At 54.4% G+C, this 17084-nt stretch carries 17 protein-coding genes and 1 pseudogene; 4 read left to right on the top strand and 14 right to left on the bottom strand.

Translation table 11 applies throughout. From position 1 onward, the window contains the following. Window positions 1-67 precede the first annotated feature (67 nt). On the top strand, window positions 68-763 hold the full coding sequence (bioD, locus tag L350_RS16250; RefSeq protein WP_032624336.1) for a dethiobiotin synthase: 696 nt from the start codon (window positions 68-70) through the stop codon (window positions 761-763). Here bioD and clcB read toward each other — a convergent pair. The 7 genes from clcB to L350_RS16285 all read right to left on the bottom strand — a co-directional run bounded on the left by clcB (window position 698) and on the right by L350_RS16285 (window position 7977). After that, a complete protein-coding gene (gene clcB, locus L350_RS16255) occupies window positions 698-2008 on the bottom strand; it encodes a voltage-gated ClC-type chloride channel ClcB (protein WP_023299996.1) in 1311 nt (436 codons plus the stop codon). The genes bioD and clcB overlap by 66 nt on opposite strands. A gap of 104 nt (window positions 2009-2112) precedes the next feature. Then, window positions 2113-3261, bottom strand: a complete 1149-nt coding sequence (osmV, locus tag L350_RS16260; RefSeq protein ID WP_022647969.1) for an osmoprotectant ABC transporter ATP-binding protein OsmV — start codon at window positions 3259-3261, stop codon at window positions 2113-2115. Continuing rightward, complete coding sequence (gene osmW, locus L350_RS16265; RefSeq protein ID WP_022647970.1) at window positions 3261-3908, bottom strand: osmoprotectant ABC transporter permease OsmW; 648 nt, start codon at window positions 3906-3908, stop codon at window positions 3261-3263. Before osmW ends, osmV begins: the two co-directional genes overlap by 1 nt. Window positions 3909-3916: 8 nt before the next feature. Next, window positions 3917-4816 carry an osmoprotectant ABC transporter substrate-binding protein OsmX gene (gene osmX, locus L350_RS16270; RefSeq protein ID WP_017694085.1) on the bottom strand — a complete coding sequence of 300 codons (900 nt, stop codon included), beginning with the start codon at window positions 4814-4816 and terminating at the stop codon, window positions 3917-3919. Window positions 4817-4834: 18 nt separating this feature from the next. After that, complete coding sequence (gene osmY / locus L350_RS16275) at window positions 4835-5545, bottom strand: osmoprotectant ABC transporter permease OsmY (RefSeq protein ID WP_003857442.1); 711 nt, start codon at window positions 5543-5545, stop codon at window positions 4835-4837. A 261-nt stretch (window positions 5546-5806) separates the two neighbouring features. Continuing rightward, window positions 5807-6550 carry a YoaK family protein gene (locus L350_RS16280; protein WP_032624335.1) on the bottom strand — a complete coding sequence of 248 codons (744 nt, stop codon included), beginning with the start codon at window positions 6548-6550 and terminating at the stop codon, window positions 5807-5809. 299 nt (window positions 6551-6849) lie between these two features. Continuing rightward, the gene (locus tag L350_RS16285; RefSeq protein WP_071993621.1) at window positions 6850-7977 is read right to left on the bottom strand and encodes an alpha/beta hydrolase; all 1128 of its coding nucleotides are present in this window, start codon (window positions 7975-7977) and stop codon (window positions 6850-6852) included. A 114-nt stretch (window positions 7978-8091) separates the two neighbouring features. Between L350_RS16285 and L350_RS16290 the strand changes: the two genes are divergently transcribed. Then, on the top strand, window positions 8092-8976 hold the full coding sequence (locus L350_RS16290; protein WP_032624333.1) for a LysR family transcriptional regulator: 885 nt from the start codon (window positions 8092-8094) through the stop codon (window positions 8974-8976). Window positions 8977-9062: 86 nt separating this feature from the next. Further along, the gene (gene catA, locus L350_RS16295) at window positions 9063-9722 is read left to right on the top strand and encodes a type A chloramphenicol O-acetyltransferase (protein ID WP_032624332.1); all 660 of its coding nucleotides are present in this window, start codon (window positions 9063-9065) and stop codon (window positions 9720-9722) included. Between the two features lie 56 nt (window positions 9723-9778). Here the strand turns inward: catA and L350_RS16300 are convergent, their stop codons facing one another. The 7 genes and pseudogenes from L350_RS16300 to L350_RS16330 form a co-directional block, all read right to left on the bottom strand. Further along, complete coding sequence (locus L350_RS16300) at window positions 9779-10090, bottom strand: YebG family protein (protein ID WP_022647976.1); 312 nt, start codon at window positions 10088-10090, stop codon at window positions 9779-9781. A 108-nt stretch (window positions 10091-10198) separates the two neighbouring features. Then, window positions 10199-10813 carry a Tat proofreading chaperone DmsD gene (gene dmsD, locus L350_RS16305; protein ID WP_032624331.1) on the bottom strand — a complete coding sequence of 205 codons (615 nt, stop codon included), beginning with the start codon at window positions 10811-10813 and terminating at the stop codon, window positions 10199-10201. Window positions 10814-10858: 45 nt separating this feature from the next. Continuing rightward, the gene (locus tag L350_RS16310) at window positions 10859-11713 is read right to left on the bottom strand and encodes a dimethyl sulfoxide reductase anchor subunit family protein (protein WP_023306112.1); all 855 of its coding nucleotides are present in this window, start codon (window positions 11711-11713) and stop codon (window positions 10859-10861) included. 1 nt (window position 11714) lies between these two features. Beyond that, window positions 11715-12332, bottom strand: a complete 618-nt coding sequence (locus tag L350_RS16315; protein ID WP_017384545.1) for a DMSO/selenate family reductase complex B subunit — start codon at window positions 12330-12332, stop codon at window positions 11715-11717. A gap of 10 nt (window positions 12333-12342) precedes the next feature. Further along, window positions 12343-14781, bottom strand: a pseudogene (gene ynfE, locus L350_RS16320) (selenate/tellurate reductase subunit YnfE). Window positions 14782-14911: 130 nt separating this feature from the next. Continuing rightward, window positions 14912-15217 (bottom strand): DUF1161 domain-containing protein, encoded by a 306-nt coding sequence (locus tag L350_RS16325; protein WP_006808860.1) that lies wholly within the window; start codon window positions 15215-15217, stop codon window positions 14912-14914. A 102-nt stretch (window positions 15218-15319) separates the two neighbouring features. Further along, a complete protein-coding gene (locus L350_RS16330; protein WP_022647981.1) occupies window positions 15320-16174 on the bottom strand; it encodes a glycosyltransferase family 17 protein in 855 nt (284 codons plus the stop codon). Between the two features lie 192 nt (window positions 16175-16366). On the opposite strand from L350_RS16330, the gene L350_RS16335 reads away from it, so the two are divergent. After that, the gene (locus L350_RS16335; protein ID WP_032622202.1) at window positions 16367-17077 is read left to right on the top strand and encodes a YnfC family lipoprotein; all 711 of its coding nucleotides are present in this window, start codon (window positions 16367-16369) and stop codon (window positions 17075-17077) included. Window positions 17078-17084: the final 7 nt, after the last annotated feature.

Raw genomic sequence — 17084 nt, 5'->3', positions numbered from 1 at the left:
ACTTTCCCCACTGAATTATTTACCTGGTTTATATTTTTTGAAGCATACCCAAGAGGTGGAATGAGTCATGCTTAAGCGTTTCTTTATTACTGGTACGGATACGTCTGTCGGGAAGACCGTCGTATCCCGCGCGTTACTTCAGGCCCTGGCGGCAAGCGGTAAACGCGTTGCAGGATACAAGCCGGTAGCAAAAGGCAGTAAAGAGACGCCAGAAGGGCTGCGCAATAAGGACGCCCTGGTTCTGCAAAGCGTCTCGTCTCTGGAACTGCCTTATGATGCCGTCAATCCCATCGCGTTAAGCGAAGAGGAAAGCAGCGTCGCTCACAGTGGGCTTATCAACTACAGTCTGCTTTCTGATGGCCTGGCAAATCTGAGTGAAAAGGTTGATCACGTTGTCGTTGAAGGGACCGGTGGCTGGCGCAGCCTGATGAACGATTTACGTCCCCTTTCCGAGTGGGTGGTGCAGGAGCAGCTGCCGGTGATTATGGTCGTGGGCATTCAGGAAGGGTGCATCAACCATGCCTTGCTGACGGCGCAGGCTATCGCTAATGACGGCCTGACACTGATTGGTTGGGTGGCGAACCGTATTAACCCGGGCCTTGCGCACTACGCAGAAATCATCGACGTGCTGAGCAAAAAGCTGCCTGGCCCGTTGGTAGGCGAACTGCCTTATCTGCCCCGCGCCGAGCAGCGCGAATTAGCGCACTATATCGATCTCTCGGCTTTCGGCGGTATGCTGGCCGTAGATCGAGTCGTGGCGTAGCGTTCTCGACAATACCGACGCCACAACACAGGCAACCAGCAAACCGGGAAGTAAAAAATACTGCCCGGTCATCTCACATACCATCAAGGCCGACATGATTGGCGCATGCGTTGTGGCGGCGAGCAGCGTCGCCATTCCTGCCAGCCCAAGCAGGATCGCCGTCTCAGAGCCAGGAAACCACAGCGCAAAGATCTGCGCAAACAGCATTCCCGTTGCCATACCAACGAACAAGGTTGGCGTAAACACGCCTCCCGGTGCGCCGGACCCGCTGCTTGCCAGCACCGCCAGGAGCTTGCAGATAAAGACGCCGGCAATTACCGACAGCAGCGGCGGCGACTGCAAAAACGCCTGAACCACGCTGTAGCCATTCCCCCATACCTTCGGCGTCAGCAGCGACAGCAGCCCGACGATCAGCCCCCCCAGTGCCAGCTGCCACGGCGGTGAGAGTTTGAGACGCAGAAACAGAGAATGACTGAAAGCCATTAGCCACATCAAAAGCGGGCCGCACAGCCCAGCCAGCAGACCCACGCCAACGATCAGGAAATAATCCACCGCCGTAAGCATCTCGCTGAGATGGACATCATAAAGTGTATTCGCGCCGGGACTTAACAGGCGCGTGGTCAGCAGGGCCACCACAGCGGCAATCACCACCGGGCCGAGGGAGGCCAGCATCAGCGTGCCAAACAGGATCTCTGCGATAAACAGGCTGCCCGCCAGCGGGGCATGATAGGCGCTGGCCATCCCGGCGGCGGCACCGCAGGCGATCCACAGTTTCCATTCGGATTTCGGCGTACAACGTTGTGCAAAAAAGGAGGCAGCGAGGGCGGCAAGCAGGATCATGGCGCCTTCCCGGCCGATGGCGCTGCCGCTGGCGACCACCAGCAACGAGGCGAGGGATTTCACCAGGCTGGCGCCGTAATCAAACTGGCCATCACCCGTCTCCAGCGCCTCCATATAATCGGTGGGGGCGTGGGGACGTTGTGCCGTCATGCGCTGCCATCCCCACAGTAGCACTCCCGCGGCCAGACCACCCAGCGCAGGCGTCAGCGCCCGCCGCCAGGGCGATAACGCGGCAGCGGCGTTCACCAGGCTTCCGCTTTCGTTGCTGAGAAACAACCACTCCAGCAGATACATGCTGTGGCGGAACACCGCAACGGCCAGCGCTGCCAGCACGCCGGTGACAGTAGCAATCAGGAGACGGCGAAACATCGCGCGGATGTCGGGGTAAGCGTGAAGACGTTGCATGAAGTCGTGATTAACGGGGACGATACGATATTGTGGCGGGAAAACGTGAGGTTAGCAAAAGGTATGCGTGCGGAAAAAGGCCGGGCAGTACCCGGCCTGAATGCTTAACTCTCGCTATGAATATTCAATGCCCGGCGCGTACGCCCGGAACTCAAATACTCCGCAATATAATCCTGGGATATCTCGCCGTTATAGCGTCCGTCCTCGTCCACAATCGGCATCCAGCTGGTGTTGCTCTCATACAGGCGAGAAAGCACCACGCGCAGGTTATCCTCGGCCTTACCTGTCATGCGGAACGGATGCAGAATATCACCGCAGCTGCCGCTGGCATTACGCGCTTCGCGGCGCTTCACAAAGCCCAGCGGTTTGCCGAGATCATCAACCACGGTAATGGCGCGAATATCGTTGTCATCCATGGTGGCGAAGGCCTCTGGCAGCGGCGTCGATTCGCGTACCGTAATCGTCGGCTGCTGGTCGGTGACGTCGCCCGCGGATACCAGCAGCAGGCGTTTCAACGTCCGGTCCTGACCAACAAACGAGCCGACAAACTCATTGGCGGGTTTCGCCAGCAGCTCGTCCGGGCTGGCGCACTGAACAATACGCCCCTGACGGAAGACGGCAATACGGTCGCCCAGCTTCAGCGCTTCGTCAATATCGTGGCTCACCAGCATCACGGTCTTTTTCAGCTTGCGCTGCATCTCCAGGAACTGGTTCTGGATCACCTCACGGTTAATCGGGTCAACCGCGCCGAATGGTTCATCCATCAGCAGGACTGGAGGATCCGCTGCCAGCGCGCGGATGACGCCGATACGCTGCTGCTGACCGCCGGACATTTCGCGCGGATAGCGGTGAAGGAATTTATGTGGATCCATTGCCACCATATCCATCAGCTCCTCGGCACGGGATTTACAGCGCGCTTTGTCCCAGCCCAGCATGCGCGGCACGACGGTAATGTTCTCTTCGATAGTCATGTTCGGGAACAGGCCAATCTGCTGGATCACGTAGCCAATGTTGCGGCGCAGGGTCACGGTGTCCATCCCGCTGGTGTCTTCGCCGTTAATCAGGATCGTCCCGCTGCTTGGCGTAATGAGACGGTTAATCATCTTCAGGGTAGTGGTTTTCCCGCAGCCGGACGGGCCGAGCAGCACGCACATTTCCCCTTCAGGCACGTTCAGGTTGACGTTGTCGACGGCCTTAAACGTCTGGCCGTGCTTCTGTGAAAATTGTTTGGTGAGGTTTTCCAGTTTTATCATTATCGAATCCCCTTCGGAGTCAGTACCACCTGCAAACGGTGCAGCAACCAGTCGAGCACAATCGCTAAAAGACAAATCATCAGCGCGCCCGCAATTAACATACGAATATCACTCCCGCCAATACCGTTAAGCAGCAGCAGGCCCAGACCGCCCGCGCCAATCACGGCAGCAATCGCCATGACGCCGATGTTCATCACCACGGCGGTGCGGATGCCGCCAAAAATGACCGGCAGCGCCATTGGGATTTCCACCCAGCGCAGACGCTGCCAGAAGGTCATGCCGATGCCGCGTCCCGCTTCGCGCAGGCCGGGTGGCAGGCTGTCGAGCGCCGTGTGGGTGTTGCGCACAATCGGCAGCAGTGAATAGAGGAACACCGCCGTAATCGCGGGCAGGGCGCCAATGCCCTGACCGATCAGCGAAAAGAGCGGGATCATCAGGCCGAAAAGCGCAATTGACGGGATGGTGAGCACAATGGTGGCAATCCCCAGCACCGGCGTTGCCAGCCATTTATGGCGGACAATTAAAATACCCAGCGGCACGCCAATAACAATCGCCAGGCCCACGGCGAGTGCCACCAGCCAGAGGTGTTGCAGCGTCAGGGTTAAGAGATAGTCCCAGTTGTCGAGAATATAGTGAATCGTCTCCATAGCGCCTCCTACAGCAACTGTTTGCTACGCAGGAAATCACGGGCGACCTGCTGCGGTGACTGATGGTCGATATCCACCTTCTTATTCAGTTCGGTGATAACGTCGTTGTTGAGCTGGGCTGAGAGGGTGTTCAGCGCCTCCTCCAGCCCCGGGTTAGCCTCCAGCGTGTCTTTTCGAACAACTGGCGTCACGGCGTAACTCGGGAAGAAGCCTTTATCGTCTTCCAGCACTTTAAGATCGAAGCCCTTCACGCGCCCGTCGGTGGTGTAGATCAGCCCGGCATCGACAAACCCGTCGCGCACCGCGTTATAGACCAGCCCCGGATCCATCTGGCGGATCTGCGGGCGGTCCAGCTCCATGTTGTAGGCCGCCTGCAACGGTTTCATCCCGTCGCTACGCCCGGCAAATTCCAGGTCAAGGCCCAGCAGCCAGTTGTTATCTGGATCGGTTTTACGGATCTGCTCAATCTTTGCCACCATCTCAGACATGGTATTGATATGTTCAGCCTCGGCGCGCTTGCGCTGCATGGCAAAGGCATAGGTATTGTTCATATCGGCAGGTTTAAGCCACACCAGACCGTGCTTTGCGTCGAGGCGTTTCACCGTCTCGTATGACTCCTGCGGCGACATGCGTTTGTTGATATGGTTGAAGATGATCAGCGACGTGCCGGTGTACTCCCAGGTCATATCAATCTGCTTGTTAATCATCGCGTTACGGGAAATCACCGTCGCAATATTAGTCTGCGGCTGCACCTGAAATCCTTTCTTTTGCAGATACTGTACGGTCATGGCCGAGAGAATGTGCTGCTCGGTAAAGCTCTTGGTGGCCAGGATCAGCGGCGCGGCGAGCGCCTGGCTGGTGAAGAGCGCGGCGGCGCATAGCGCCGTCAGCCCAGAAAACAGTCTCATAGAAGCTCCTTGTTATAATTATCGCGCGAGATGCGGGCTCAGTAATCGGCCCAGTGCCGCCAGCAGCGTATCCAGAATCAGGGCGAACAGGGCGGTGGCCGCCGCGCCCAGGATCAGCGTCGGGAAATCATTCAGATAGATCCCCGGGAAAATCAGCTCGCCGTAGCTGCTGGCGCCAATCAGGAATGCCAGCGGTGCGGTACCGACGTTAATCGCAGTGGCAATGCGAATACCAGAAAGCATCACCGGCCACGCGTTAGGGATCTCAACCTGACGCAGGCGCTGCCATTTGGTCATGCCGATACCGTTTGCCGCTTCCAGCAACGACGCGGGAACAGAGCACAGCCCGGCATAGGTGTTACGCACAATCGGCAGCAGAGAGGCCAGAAAGAGGGCGATAATGGCCGGTTTATCACCGATGCCAATCACCACCATCGCCAGTGCCAGAACGGCCAGCGGCGGCAGGGTGTTGCCCACGTTAAAGATTTGCATCACATATTCGGCGATACCACGCGCGGCCGGACGGCTCAGCAGAATCCCGCTTGGAATACCCACCAGCAGGGCAAAGAACATTGATGAAAAGACCAGAATCAGGTGCTGTTGCCCGAGGTAAATCAGGTCAACCTGGCGCGCCTTAATCGTCTCCAGTCCAATTCCCCAGGTGAGGAGAGCGAGGACCACGATAATCGCGCCGACAAAAAGCAGCGAACGTTTAAGTAATGGGTGCATTGCGGTGTGTCTCCCTGTGCGCATGCGTTATAGCAACCACCTGTTGCGGTTGCCTGTTGTTATGCCATGTTTCGGCAGGGGTACTTCACCTATAGCAAGCGAAACGGAAGGGTTCCAGCAAAGGGGGTAAAACAGTAACCCTATGAAATTAGTGACAACCTGAGTTAAGCCTTATGGCGTAAGGGCTGTCAGTGGGAAGGCAGAATAGTCTTAAAGAAGCACGCCTCAAGTGACAACGTCACTTGAGGCGTGCTGATCACCCTATCGACTAAGCGCGGCGCGTACCTTTCGAACGCGCCACGAGATACGAACGATTGAAAAGGCGGCGATAAACACCAGCATCAGGCCCAGTGCCAGCATCGCGTGGAATCCAAACTCTCTGAAGAGGATTAGCCCCGCAATCCCGCCGGTAATAAACGAGAAAAGGGTGGTTAAATGGGTTTTGAGCTGGCTCTTTTGCGCGGCCGTGTCTTTGGAATAATCCCGGCGCAACATGGCGACCATAACGGAGGCCAGCGAAATGCCGGCATCGGTCAGCGTACCGGTAATGTGCGTGGATCTCACCCGACCGCCGGAAAGCTGAGTTGAGGTGGAGTTATGAATTCCCATCAAACCGCACAGGAAAAGAATAATCTCTTTATTCGTGGCGAAGGAGTGAAAATACATTTCATAAAGGGAGACCCCGGCGAGTAACAGTCCTTCAACAAATAAAACCTGGCTGAATATCAGCCTGACGTTATGGATAATTCCCCAGATAACAATAATCCGCGCAACAATGGCGCCAGTGACAAACGACAGAATAATGGCGCCAAAAAAAAGAATATCACTGAGATCGGTGGAGGAAACTTCGCTGGATAACTGCGATGTATTACCCGTCATATGAGAGGGGAAAAAGCCGAACGCGCCCAGCGCAATGGCATTCAGCAGTCCCGCGGAGGTCGCCAGCCAGAGTGCAAGACGACGATCCTCCTGATGCGTTCGTTCTTTCTTTAATTTAATCAGCAAAGAATACCTCCAGTTTGAGCTTTGCCTGACTTCTCAAGCTAACAAAGCGATGTCGCCGACTGACCAGGATATTGCTTAATTATTATTTCAACTGGAGGTATTCGAGGTTTTGTAATTAAATAAAATAACCCTGTTAATATAATGCCTTATTGCTAATGCCACGAGCAGACTGACGGGCAAAAATACCGTCCCAGTGTGCATGCTCGCTGTAGCGGGATGGGATTTGATTCAGTGTAGACATAGGTGTCATTCACGACGATGAGAAGAGATGCCCCCGTGATTTCCGGGGGCTTAGAGTGTTATTTCAGACTGGTTTTGAAGAACTGCTCAAACTGCGCGAACGGGATTTTTCCTGCGACGTTATCGTAGAGATCTACATGGTTTGCACCGGGAACAATCACCAGCTCTTTCTCTTTGCTGCCGACGGCCTTGAACGCATCCTCCGCAAAATAACGAGAGTGTGCGTTTTCACCGGTCACAATCAGCGTTGGGATAGTGATCTCCCCGGCATAGCTCAGCAGCGGCATATTCATAAAGGATAACGGCATGGTCGCAGTCCACGCGCCGGTGGAGTTTACGGAACGGGCATGGAAACCGCGCGGCATACGGTAGTAATCATAGAACTCTTTCAGTACCGGATGCGGATCGGTGGGCAGTGCTTCCGGCAGAATGCGCTCGGCCGCCGTCACCTTGCCATTCTCATCGACATTAATATCGTGGCCGCCATGGGCGAAAGTGCCGCTTTCAGCATCTTTCCAGCGCTGCGCGTTCAGATACTGCAATACGGCCCGACGATCGGCCGCTGAATAGCGATCTTTCCCGTTGCCCACGCCGTGACCCATCGCGCGGCTCATATCGTACATTACGCTGGTGGCGACCGCCTTCACGCGGGTATCCATGGATGCCGCGTTCAGCGCCATACCGCCCCAGCCGCAGATACCAAGAATGCCGATACGGTTACGGTCGACCTCTTTCTGTAACCCCAGGAAATCCACAGCGGCGCTAAAGTCTTCGGTGTTGATGTCAGGGGAGGCAACGTTACGCGGCTGGCCGCCACTTTCCCCCGTGTAGGATGGGTCGAAGGCCAGGGCCACGAACCCCTGCTCAGCCAGAGTCTGGGCGTACAGACCGCTAGATTGTTCTTTAACCGCGCCGAACGGCCCACTGACAGCTATCGCCGCCAGTTTATGGTCGCCGTTGTTCCTGGGAATGTACAGATCGCCCACCAGGGTGATCCCGTACCGGTTCTGGAACGTCACTTTGCGGTGGTTGACTTTATTGCTCTCGGCGAAGGTTTTATCCCAGGTTGTCACCATCGAAACGGGGGCGTTAGGATTTAGCGTTTCTGCATAACTCATTGTTGTCACTCCACTTAATGATGCGCATAACAGCAGCGCAACGGACAGTTTTTGGGTGAATGTTCTCATAAGAGGTACCGTGTGTTGTTGTAATGAGGCCATTATAGTTAGCAGAAATAGTGCTGATTAGAGGCCTGAAGCTGCTAGGATTAATATCATTTTGTTATGAATTGACGAGGCATGATGGCGAAGCGGGAAAACTATAATGAGCTGTATCTCTTTATCCAGGTGGTGCGGGAGGGAAGCTTCACGGCAGCCGCACAGCGGCTCGGGCTGGCGCAATCCGGCATCAGCCGATCGGTTCGCGAGCTGGAGGAGCGGCTGGGCGTTCAGCTTCTGGTGCGCACTACGCGCAAGCTGTCGCTGACACACGCCGGGGAACAGCTTTACCAGACCGCCGGCTCCGCCTTTGATGCGCTTGATACCGGGTTGACCAGACTGGCGCATTATCGTCAGACGCCGTCCGGCACGGTGCGCATTAATGCCAGCCAGCACGCCATCGAGAAATGTCTGCTGCCAAAGCTCGCTATCTTCAAACAGCGTTACCCGGATATCCGTCTGGAATTGATGAATGAGAGCCTGTTCGTGGATATCATTGCCGAGCGATTCGACGCGGGCGTCCGGCTGGGGCCGGAGGTGGGACAAGGAATGATTGCGGTGCGCATCACGTCCGATATGGAGATGGCTGTGGTTGCCGCCCCGGCGCATTTTCGGCGCTATGGTTTCCCGCAGACGCCCGCCGATCTGGACGCTCATCCCTGCATTGCCTACCAGTTTGCCGACGGTAACCACTATCAATGGGAGCTTGTTCAGGACGGGAAGCGAGTTACGCACCGGCCTGAGGGGCAATGGGCCTTTTCCGACAGCTACATGGAGGCCGAAGCGGCCCGGTTGGAACTCGGGCTGGCCTATGTCCCGGTTGAGCTGGTGGCTGACGATCTGGAGCGTGGCACGCTTATACGCGTCTTACAGCGCTACAGCCTGCGGATGGAAGGGCTTTCCCTCTATTATCCGCACCGCAACGTGTCCCCGGCGCTGAGAGCGGTTATTGATACGTTGAAAATTTAAGGCAGCCTCTGCTCGATGGTCTATACAGCTCCTGGGTTTATGGTACGCTACTATTTTATATAGCGCTGCTTAATTAAGGCAAAGAAATGACAAAAATTACGCCAGAATATACGGCTGTAGACTTATCGAGTTGGGCAAGGAAAGAACATTTTGAAGTCTTTCAGAGCTTTGCTCAATGCACGATTAACCAAACGGTTCAGCTGGATATCACTGCGCTGCTGAAACATATCAAACAGGTTGGCTGGAAATTTTATCCTTCGATTATTTCCCTTATTTCGACAGTCGTTAACCGCCATTCTGAGTTCCGTATGGCTATGAAGGATAATGAGCTTGTAATATGGAATGAGGTGCATCCCAGCTATACCCTTTTCCATAAAGAGACGGAGACGTTTTCATCATTATGGAGTCACTTCGACGGGAATATTCATCACTTTCAGAACGTTTATGCAGTAGACGTTTCTCGCTATGGTGATAATCTTGCCTACTGGCCCAAAGAAGAGTACCGGGAAAATATATTCTTCATATCGGATATTCCGTGGGTCAGTTTTACCAGTTTTAATATCAACGTGGCTAACATGCAGAACTTTTTTGCGCCCATGTTCACGTTTGGAAAATACTTTAACCAGGATGGAAAAGTCTTGTTGCCTTTCGCCGTTCAGGTTCATCATTCTGTCTGTGATGGTTTCCATGTGGCCAGACTAATCAACGAGTTGCAAGAGTTGTGTGATAATTTACCGCACTATTAAGCCGCGAGCCGTTTCCGGCCCGCGGCAGCAGGACAGGTGATGAGTCGTTCTGACGATCAGGCGGCTTTGACGGCCCGGATTTTTTTGCTGCTATCCGCCTCTGGCGCTGTTTTATCCGTTGCAGCATTGAGCTCGGGAAGCTTGCTGGTACGCAGGATATGCTGCACGGACTCTTTCTGCTCGGCAAGATACAGACCAAGGTTTTCCGCCTGCGTTTCATCCATCTGCATTCCGCTTTGCAGCAGCCAGTCGGTGAACGCTTCTGCCATGTCGAGCAGTTTGTCGTGAGCGTCAGCCTCTTTCTTACTGGCAAAAGTCATTTTCTCTTCACCTTTTCTTACGACCACGAATTTTGTTTCAACAGCCATTTTGCACCTCCAGTACTGTAATTATATACAGTATAGCAGTTCCGGATCTGCGTTGCAGCAAAAATGTCCGAACCTGGCTTACACAACGGATGTACAAGCCAGGAGCTGTTATCGGTACAGCGTTTTTTCTGCAATCGGGATCAGCAAAGTGGACTGCCATTCTGCCAGCGTCAGCTGGGCAAGTTTACCCAGCGCCGTGTAGAACGGATGGGCCGCGTTTTCAACGAATACGCTAAGGAAACGCGTGCTCCACGGCAGCAGATGCCAGGCCATAAGCTGGTCGCGTTCTGTGTCGCGACCGTTCTCGGCAAGCCATGCCGCCAGCATCAGCAACGTTCCGAAGTGATCTTCCGGCTCATTCTGCTGCATCTCAAAGGCGATATGGTTTTCACGCATCCACTGGCGCAATGCAAGGGTCGAATCGCCAAACAGCACGGACTCGCGATCGAGCCAGACGGAGCCCCACGGGGGGGCGGGCAGGGCATACGGGCCAATAAACAGACGCTGCCAGGCGTCTTTCAACGCTTCGTCCGACGGGTTCTTAAACATACTGGCCACGGGCTGCAGGCTTTCCTGCGCCAGCGGCCAGTCCTGCACCCAGTCACCTGCGGTCAGGGCACTCACCAGCGGTGCGGTCTGCTCGCTGTCAGGGGCAAAATAAAACAGCGCGCCCAGTACCCGGGCGCTGAACGCGAACGATTCGCGGTGTGAGACGTCATTCATTACAACTTTCCTTACTTGTGCGCGGGGGTAGCCCGCGCACCTGTGTTAACCTGCAATTGCTAACCCTGCGGTCATATGCAAACCATAAAATAGCCCACGGCCAATCAGTTCACCCACAGCCACCAGCACGAAACCTGCAAACAGGCCGAGCGTTTTCGGTTCCTGACGACGAATAAGTGGACAGATCCAGCAGCCTAAACCCGCCGCCAGCAGCGCGATGCGCCATACCTGAAGCGAACCATAATCCGGCAGCAGGGCGTTAGCCTGCTGGATAGAACTCTGGATCGTCCCCAGCGTATTGCTTTGCAACACGACGACCGCCACGCATGCGATGAGTGCCAGTACGCTGACAGACGCGGCAAGGGTACCTTTGTATGTCACGTTTGCGACCCGCAGCAGCAGCGCGGCCAGCATCGGGCCAGTAAGAGCCATCGTCAGGAAGAAGGCCAACGTGGTGTAGCCCGTATACCAGGTCGGAACGGTATCGATCTGATAGACCCGGGTCATCGCCCAGACAAAAACGACACCCAGGAGCTGGCTGACAACCATCCAGATTTTGCCTAAAGCTGGGGGCATTTTACCGATAACCGACACCAGCCACCAGAAACCGCCCACGGCAAAGAAGATCGAACCCGCCGCGATCTCATTACTCAGCGCTGACGCTCCCACGCGGTTAAGCGAGTTGAAGGCGCGCAGCGGGGAGCCAAGATGCAGTACCGAGGCCATAAACCCAATACCCATTACCAGCCAGAGAAAAAACAGGCTGCGCACGATGCGTATTCTGGCCTTGTCATCACGTTCATTCAGCCAGGCGAAGCCCATCACGATTAATGCGCCAGCCACGCACTGCCCGAAAACGGTGAAGATCACCAGCGGCCATTCATGCCATCCACTTCCCATCTCACACCTCCTTCGGGTTTGCCAGGTAGCCGGTGGTGTCACCCGTCGGACGGCTGTTGGCGTTAGGTTTAATCACAATACTCGGCTTCGTGAAGTGCGCAGACGGCAGCGGCGCGACCGCAGCAAGCTGACCGTGTTTTTTACGCAGCTCTTCAATCGGGCCAAAGTCCAGCGCGCGCAGCGGGCAGGACTCGACGCAGATGGGCTTTTTGCCGTCCGCCACGCGGCTGTGGCAGCCGTCGCACTTGGTCATGTGGCCTTTAGCCGCGTTATACTGCGGCGCACCGTACGGGCAGGCCATGTGGCAGTAGCGACAGCCAATGCAGACATCCTCGTCCACCACCACAAAACCGTCGTCGCGCTTGTGCATTGCCCCGCTCGGGCAGACCTTAGTGCAGGCCGGATCTTCGCAGTGGTTGCAGGCAATCGACAGGTAATAGGCGAAGACGTTCTGATGCCAGACGCCGTTATCCTCCTGCCAGTCGCCGCCCGCGTATTCATAAATACGACGGAAGCTGACGTCCGGGGTCAGATCTTTGTAATCCTTGCAGGCCAGCTCGCAGGTTTTACACCCGGTGCAGCGGCTGGAATCAATAAAAAATCCATACTGGGTTGTCATCGGTTAATCCTTATGCCTTCTCGATCTGCACCAGGTTCGTGTGCTGCGGATTGCCTTTCGCCAGCGGTGACGGGCGGTGTGTGGTCAGGGTATTGATGCAGGAGCCGTGATCGACACGATCGCCGTTCATGTTGGCGTCATGCCAGGCGCCCTGGCCCATCGCGCTCACACCAGGCATGATGCGCGGGGTGACTTTGGCGGCAATGCGCACTTCGCCGCGATCGTTAAACACGCGCACCGTGTCACCGTTTTTAATGCCGCGCTTCTCGGCGTCTACAGGGTTAAGCCACACCTCCTGGCGACAGGCGGCCTGGAGCACATCCACGTTGCCGTAGCTGGAGTGGGTACGGGCTTTAAAGTGGAAACCGAACAGTTGCAGCGGGAATTTGCTGCGCTCGGGCGCGTCCCAGCCTTCAAAGGTTGAGGTTTAGACCGGTAGCGGGGTGATGGTTTCGTCTTTTTGCAGTTCCCAGGTTGCCGCAATATCCGCCAGCTTGCTGGAGTAGATCTCGATTTTCCCCGACGGTGTTTTCAGCGGATTGGCATCCGGATCGTCACGGAATTTTTTATAGGCCACAAAATGTCCATTTGGATCTTTGCGCTTATAAATACCCATTTTTTTCAGCGCGTCGTAGGACGGCAGCAGCGGATCTTTGGCAACCATTTTGGCGTAAAGGTAGCGCAGCCACTGCTCCTGCGTACGGCCTTCGGTGAATTTCTGATAGACATCCGGTCCGAGACGTTTCGCTACTTCGCTCATGATCCAGTAGATGGGTTTGCGCTCAAACTTCGGGGCGGTTACCGGCTGGAGGAAAATCAGGTATCCCATGTTGCCGGCGTAATCGTTGGGGATGATATCTTCCTGCTCAACGGTCATCAGGTCCGGCAGGACAATATCGGCATACTTCGCGGACGAGGTCATGAAGTTGTCGATAACGACGATCGTTTCGCACTTACTCTCATCCTGCAAAATGTCGTGAGTTTTGTTGATATCAGAGTGCTGGTTGATGATGGTATTACCCGCATAGTTCCAGATGAACTTGATCGGCACATCCAGCTTATCCTTACCGCGTACGCCGTCGCGCAGGGCGGTCATCTCCGGTCCACGCACGATGGCATCCGTCCAGCTGAAGCAGGAGATTTGCGTTTTCACAGGATTTTCCGGCAGCGGCATACGTTCGATGGTGATGGTGTAGGTCGATTCGCGCGCGCCGCTGTTGCCGCCGTTAATGCCGACGTTGCCGGTCAGGATCGGCAGCATGGCGATGGCGCGGGATGTCTGCTCGCCGTTGGCCTGACGCTGCGGGCCCCAGCCCTGGCAAATGTAGGCCGGTTTTGCCGAACCGATTTCACGGGCCAGCTTAATAATGCGATCGGCAGGAATGCCTGTAATGCGCGACGCCCATTCCGGGGTTTTCGCGGTTCTGTCATCACCCTGGCCGAGAATATAGGCTTTGTAATGACCATTAGCAGGTGCGCCTTCCGGCAGGGTTTTTTCGTCATAACCTACGCAGTATTTATCGAGGAAGGGCTGATCGACGAGGTTTTCATTAATCAGCACCCACGCAATACCTGCCACCAGTGCGGCATCGGTGCCCGGACGAATCGGGATCCACTCGTCTTCGCGGCCTGCGGCGGTGTCGGTGTAGCGCGGATCGATAACGATCATCCGTGCGTTAGACCGTTCACGTGCCTGTTCAAGGTAGTAAGTGATCCCGCCGCCGCTCATGCGCGTTTCTGCCGGATTATTGCCGAACATCACCACCAGTTTGGTGTTTTCGATATCTGATGTACTGTTACCGTCGTTGTTGCCGTAGGTGTAGGGCATTGCGCAGGCGATCTGCGCGGTGCTGTAGGTGCCGTAGTGGCTGAGGAAGCCGCCGTAGCAGTTCATCAGGCGTGCCACCAGCGAGGCGTAAGGGGAGGAGCGGGTGATATTGCCGCCGACAATTCCGGAGGAGTAGTTAATGTAGACCGCTTCGTTGCCGTATTTTTCGACCACGCTTTTCAGGCTCGCGGCGATGGTGTCCAGCGCTTCTTCCCAGGTGATACGTTCAAACTTGCCTTCTCCGCGTTTGCCCACGCGTTTCATCGGATAGTTCAGACGGTCTGGATGATTAATGCGACGGCGAATTGAACGGCCTCGCAGGCAGGCGCGAACCTGATGGTTGCCGTAAACATCCTCGCCGGTATTATCCGTTTCAACCCAATAGACTTCGTCATCGCGAACGTGCAGACGTAGCGCGCAGCGGCTACCGCAGTTTACCGAGCAGGCGCCCCAGACGACTTTATCTTCCGCTGGCTGAATAGCGGTCTGCACTGCGGCGGCGGCGCTTTTCAGACCAAAAGGCAATGCGATCCCACCGGCGGCAAGCGCCAGAGATCCTATGGCAGTAGATTTAACCAGAGTTCGACGGCTTATCCCGTCGTGATGTTCAACTTCGGACATAACTCACCCCATCATTGTTAATAATTATTTTCACCCGTGACTACAACCGGGCTAATGATGGGGGGAGTGTTACTTATTTAGAGGTATTAAATATTAATCCTCGTCAACTCAGGGGAATTGAGTGGGAAAATCATTGCGGCTCAGCGGGTGCATTCTCCTGCGTACCTGCACCGCTTACCGGGTAGTTTCCGCTACTGGTACGAGTGTACAAAATTTTGAAAGTATCGTTGGCGCAATGCCCAACGACCTGCGCATCCGGCTGGTCGGCCTGATCGTTCGGCACGATGTTCAGGGTAAAGCCAGACTCCGGTACGCCGTTGTTGATAATCTTCTGCTGAATGTCGCTTTTCACGCGCTCGCAGGAGTCCGGGGCCGCAAGAATAGCAGGTGAAGCACTCATTAACAGCAGGGCGGTAATCCAGGGTAACCGTTTCATCTGTAGCTCCTTTTCACTGTGTAGACTGTAAGCATAGCAGGGTTAGGGTAAGCTTTTGTTTTTGTGTCTCTCTTTCTGAATTGTCCTGGAGCCCCGCCTGCGTCATAAAATAAATTGCGAATAATGGTGCTGATTGTCTACCAGATAAGAAGGCAGGGTGCGTTTTGATACCTCTTGCCTGACCAGTTTTCGGTCTCGTCCCCAGATATCTTCGGCGTTGGTGATAACCTTCATAATATGTTCCGGGTTATTAAATTCCGGCAGATCGTATTCGGTATGAGAAATGGTAGACATTTTTTCGGAAATTCTTTCTGGGGTCATTACCCAGGAGAAATGCCAGCCGCCATCTTTCACAACCTTATTATTGATTTTTAGCCAGTTCCATTTAAACCATGACCAGTTTTTATCTTTGCGTGTCCGCTTCCAGTTTCTGAAAGATTCAGGCTCACCGTGGAAGAAATGCTTAAGGTTGTAATAGGACGTCGCGCGGGGCAAGGTACATTTTCTCGGCGTACCATCCATGTTGTGAACCTGAAGATTAAACTGATAGTTGAACACGTTTTGATGAATAGTCGTGCAGAGCGCGCGTGGATTAATGGCCCTGACCGTCTCGGGAGAGAAAATTTCATCAACGTCTGACACCAGAATCAGATCGTCGTCTGCCGCGTCTTTTAACCCATTCATAATGGAGTTGCGAAGCGCTGCTTCATTTGCCCAGGCATCAACCTGGTTATTGTCAGCACTGTTTAAAATAGGCTGCGCGTCAAAAGGCACGTAAATAATTTTGTCTCTGAATTTGGCAAACTTCGTAATATCGAAATGTAATTCTCGCGGTATGCCCGTAAAAGAGTGTGTTGCTTCTACAATGACAAAACGGTCAACGACATCAGCGAGCGTATGTAATCTGATGTCGAGCAACATATCTTCGTCATAGTACAAAAAACAGTCGTAAATCATGATGTTAACCTGAAAAGTTAAGAATCTAATTTTATAATAATGTGGAATCTTCCGCGCCCAAAGTAGCCACTTTGGCAGGTCTCGTCAATGCAAACGACGGATTTATACAGCGTAAAGAGTCAAATGAAGTGCTGTTATGTAAGTTGCTGTATTTGCTAATATGATTGTATCTCTCTATGAACGGTAAATGATGTGAATAAATACGCAGCGATAACGCTACTGGCAACGGTACTGGTGGGATGTGACAACAACACCGCGCCGCTGTCATTTACGCCGGAGATGGCGAGCTTTTCGAACGAGTTTGACTTTGACCCTCTGCGCGGGCCGGTGAAAGATTTTACCCAGACGCTGTTGAACGATAAGGGTGAAGTCTCTAAACGCGTGACCGGAACGATGTCGTCGGAGGGGTGTTTCGATACCCTTGAACTGCACGATCTGGAGGCTAACACGGGCGTTGCGCTGGTGCTGGATGCTAACTACTACGTCGATGCGGAAACCCAGCAGCAGAAGGTGAAGTTGCAGGGAAAATGTCAGCTGGCGGAACTGCCGTCTGCCGGCCTGACATGGGACACCGACGATAACGGGTTTGTGGTTGCCGCGCACAGCAAAGAGATGGAAGTGAAGTACCAGTATGATACCGACGGCTACCCGCTCGGTAAAACCACGGTCTCCGGCGACCAGCGTTTATCGGTTAAATCGATGCCGTCGAAAGATCTGCGTAAGCGCATGGATTATACGGCGGTAAGCCTGTTGAACGATAAACCGATGGGCAATGTAAAGCAGAGTTGCGATTACGATCGCCACAACAACCCGGTGAGCTGCGAGCTGGTTATCGTCGATGACAGCGTTAAACCTGCCATTGAGCGCAAGTACACCATCAAAAACAGCATTGAATATTATTAAGAATAAA

It is taken from the genome of Enterobacter sp. MGH 4 (assembly GCF_000534735.1).
In the GTDB taxonomy this organism is placed as follows: domain Bacteria; phylum Pseudomonadota; class Gammaproteobacteria; order Enterobacterales; family Enterobacteriaceae; genus Enterobacter; species Enterobacter intestinihominis.
Note: the sequence above shows the minus strand (reverse complement) of the source record. Positions and strands in the feature narration are given on the sequence as shown.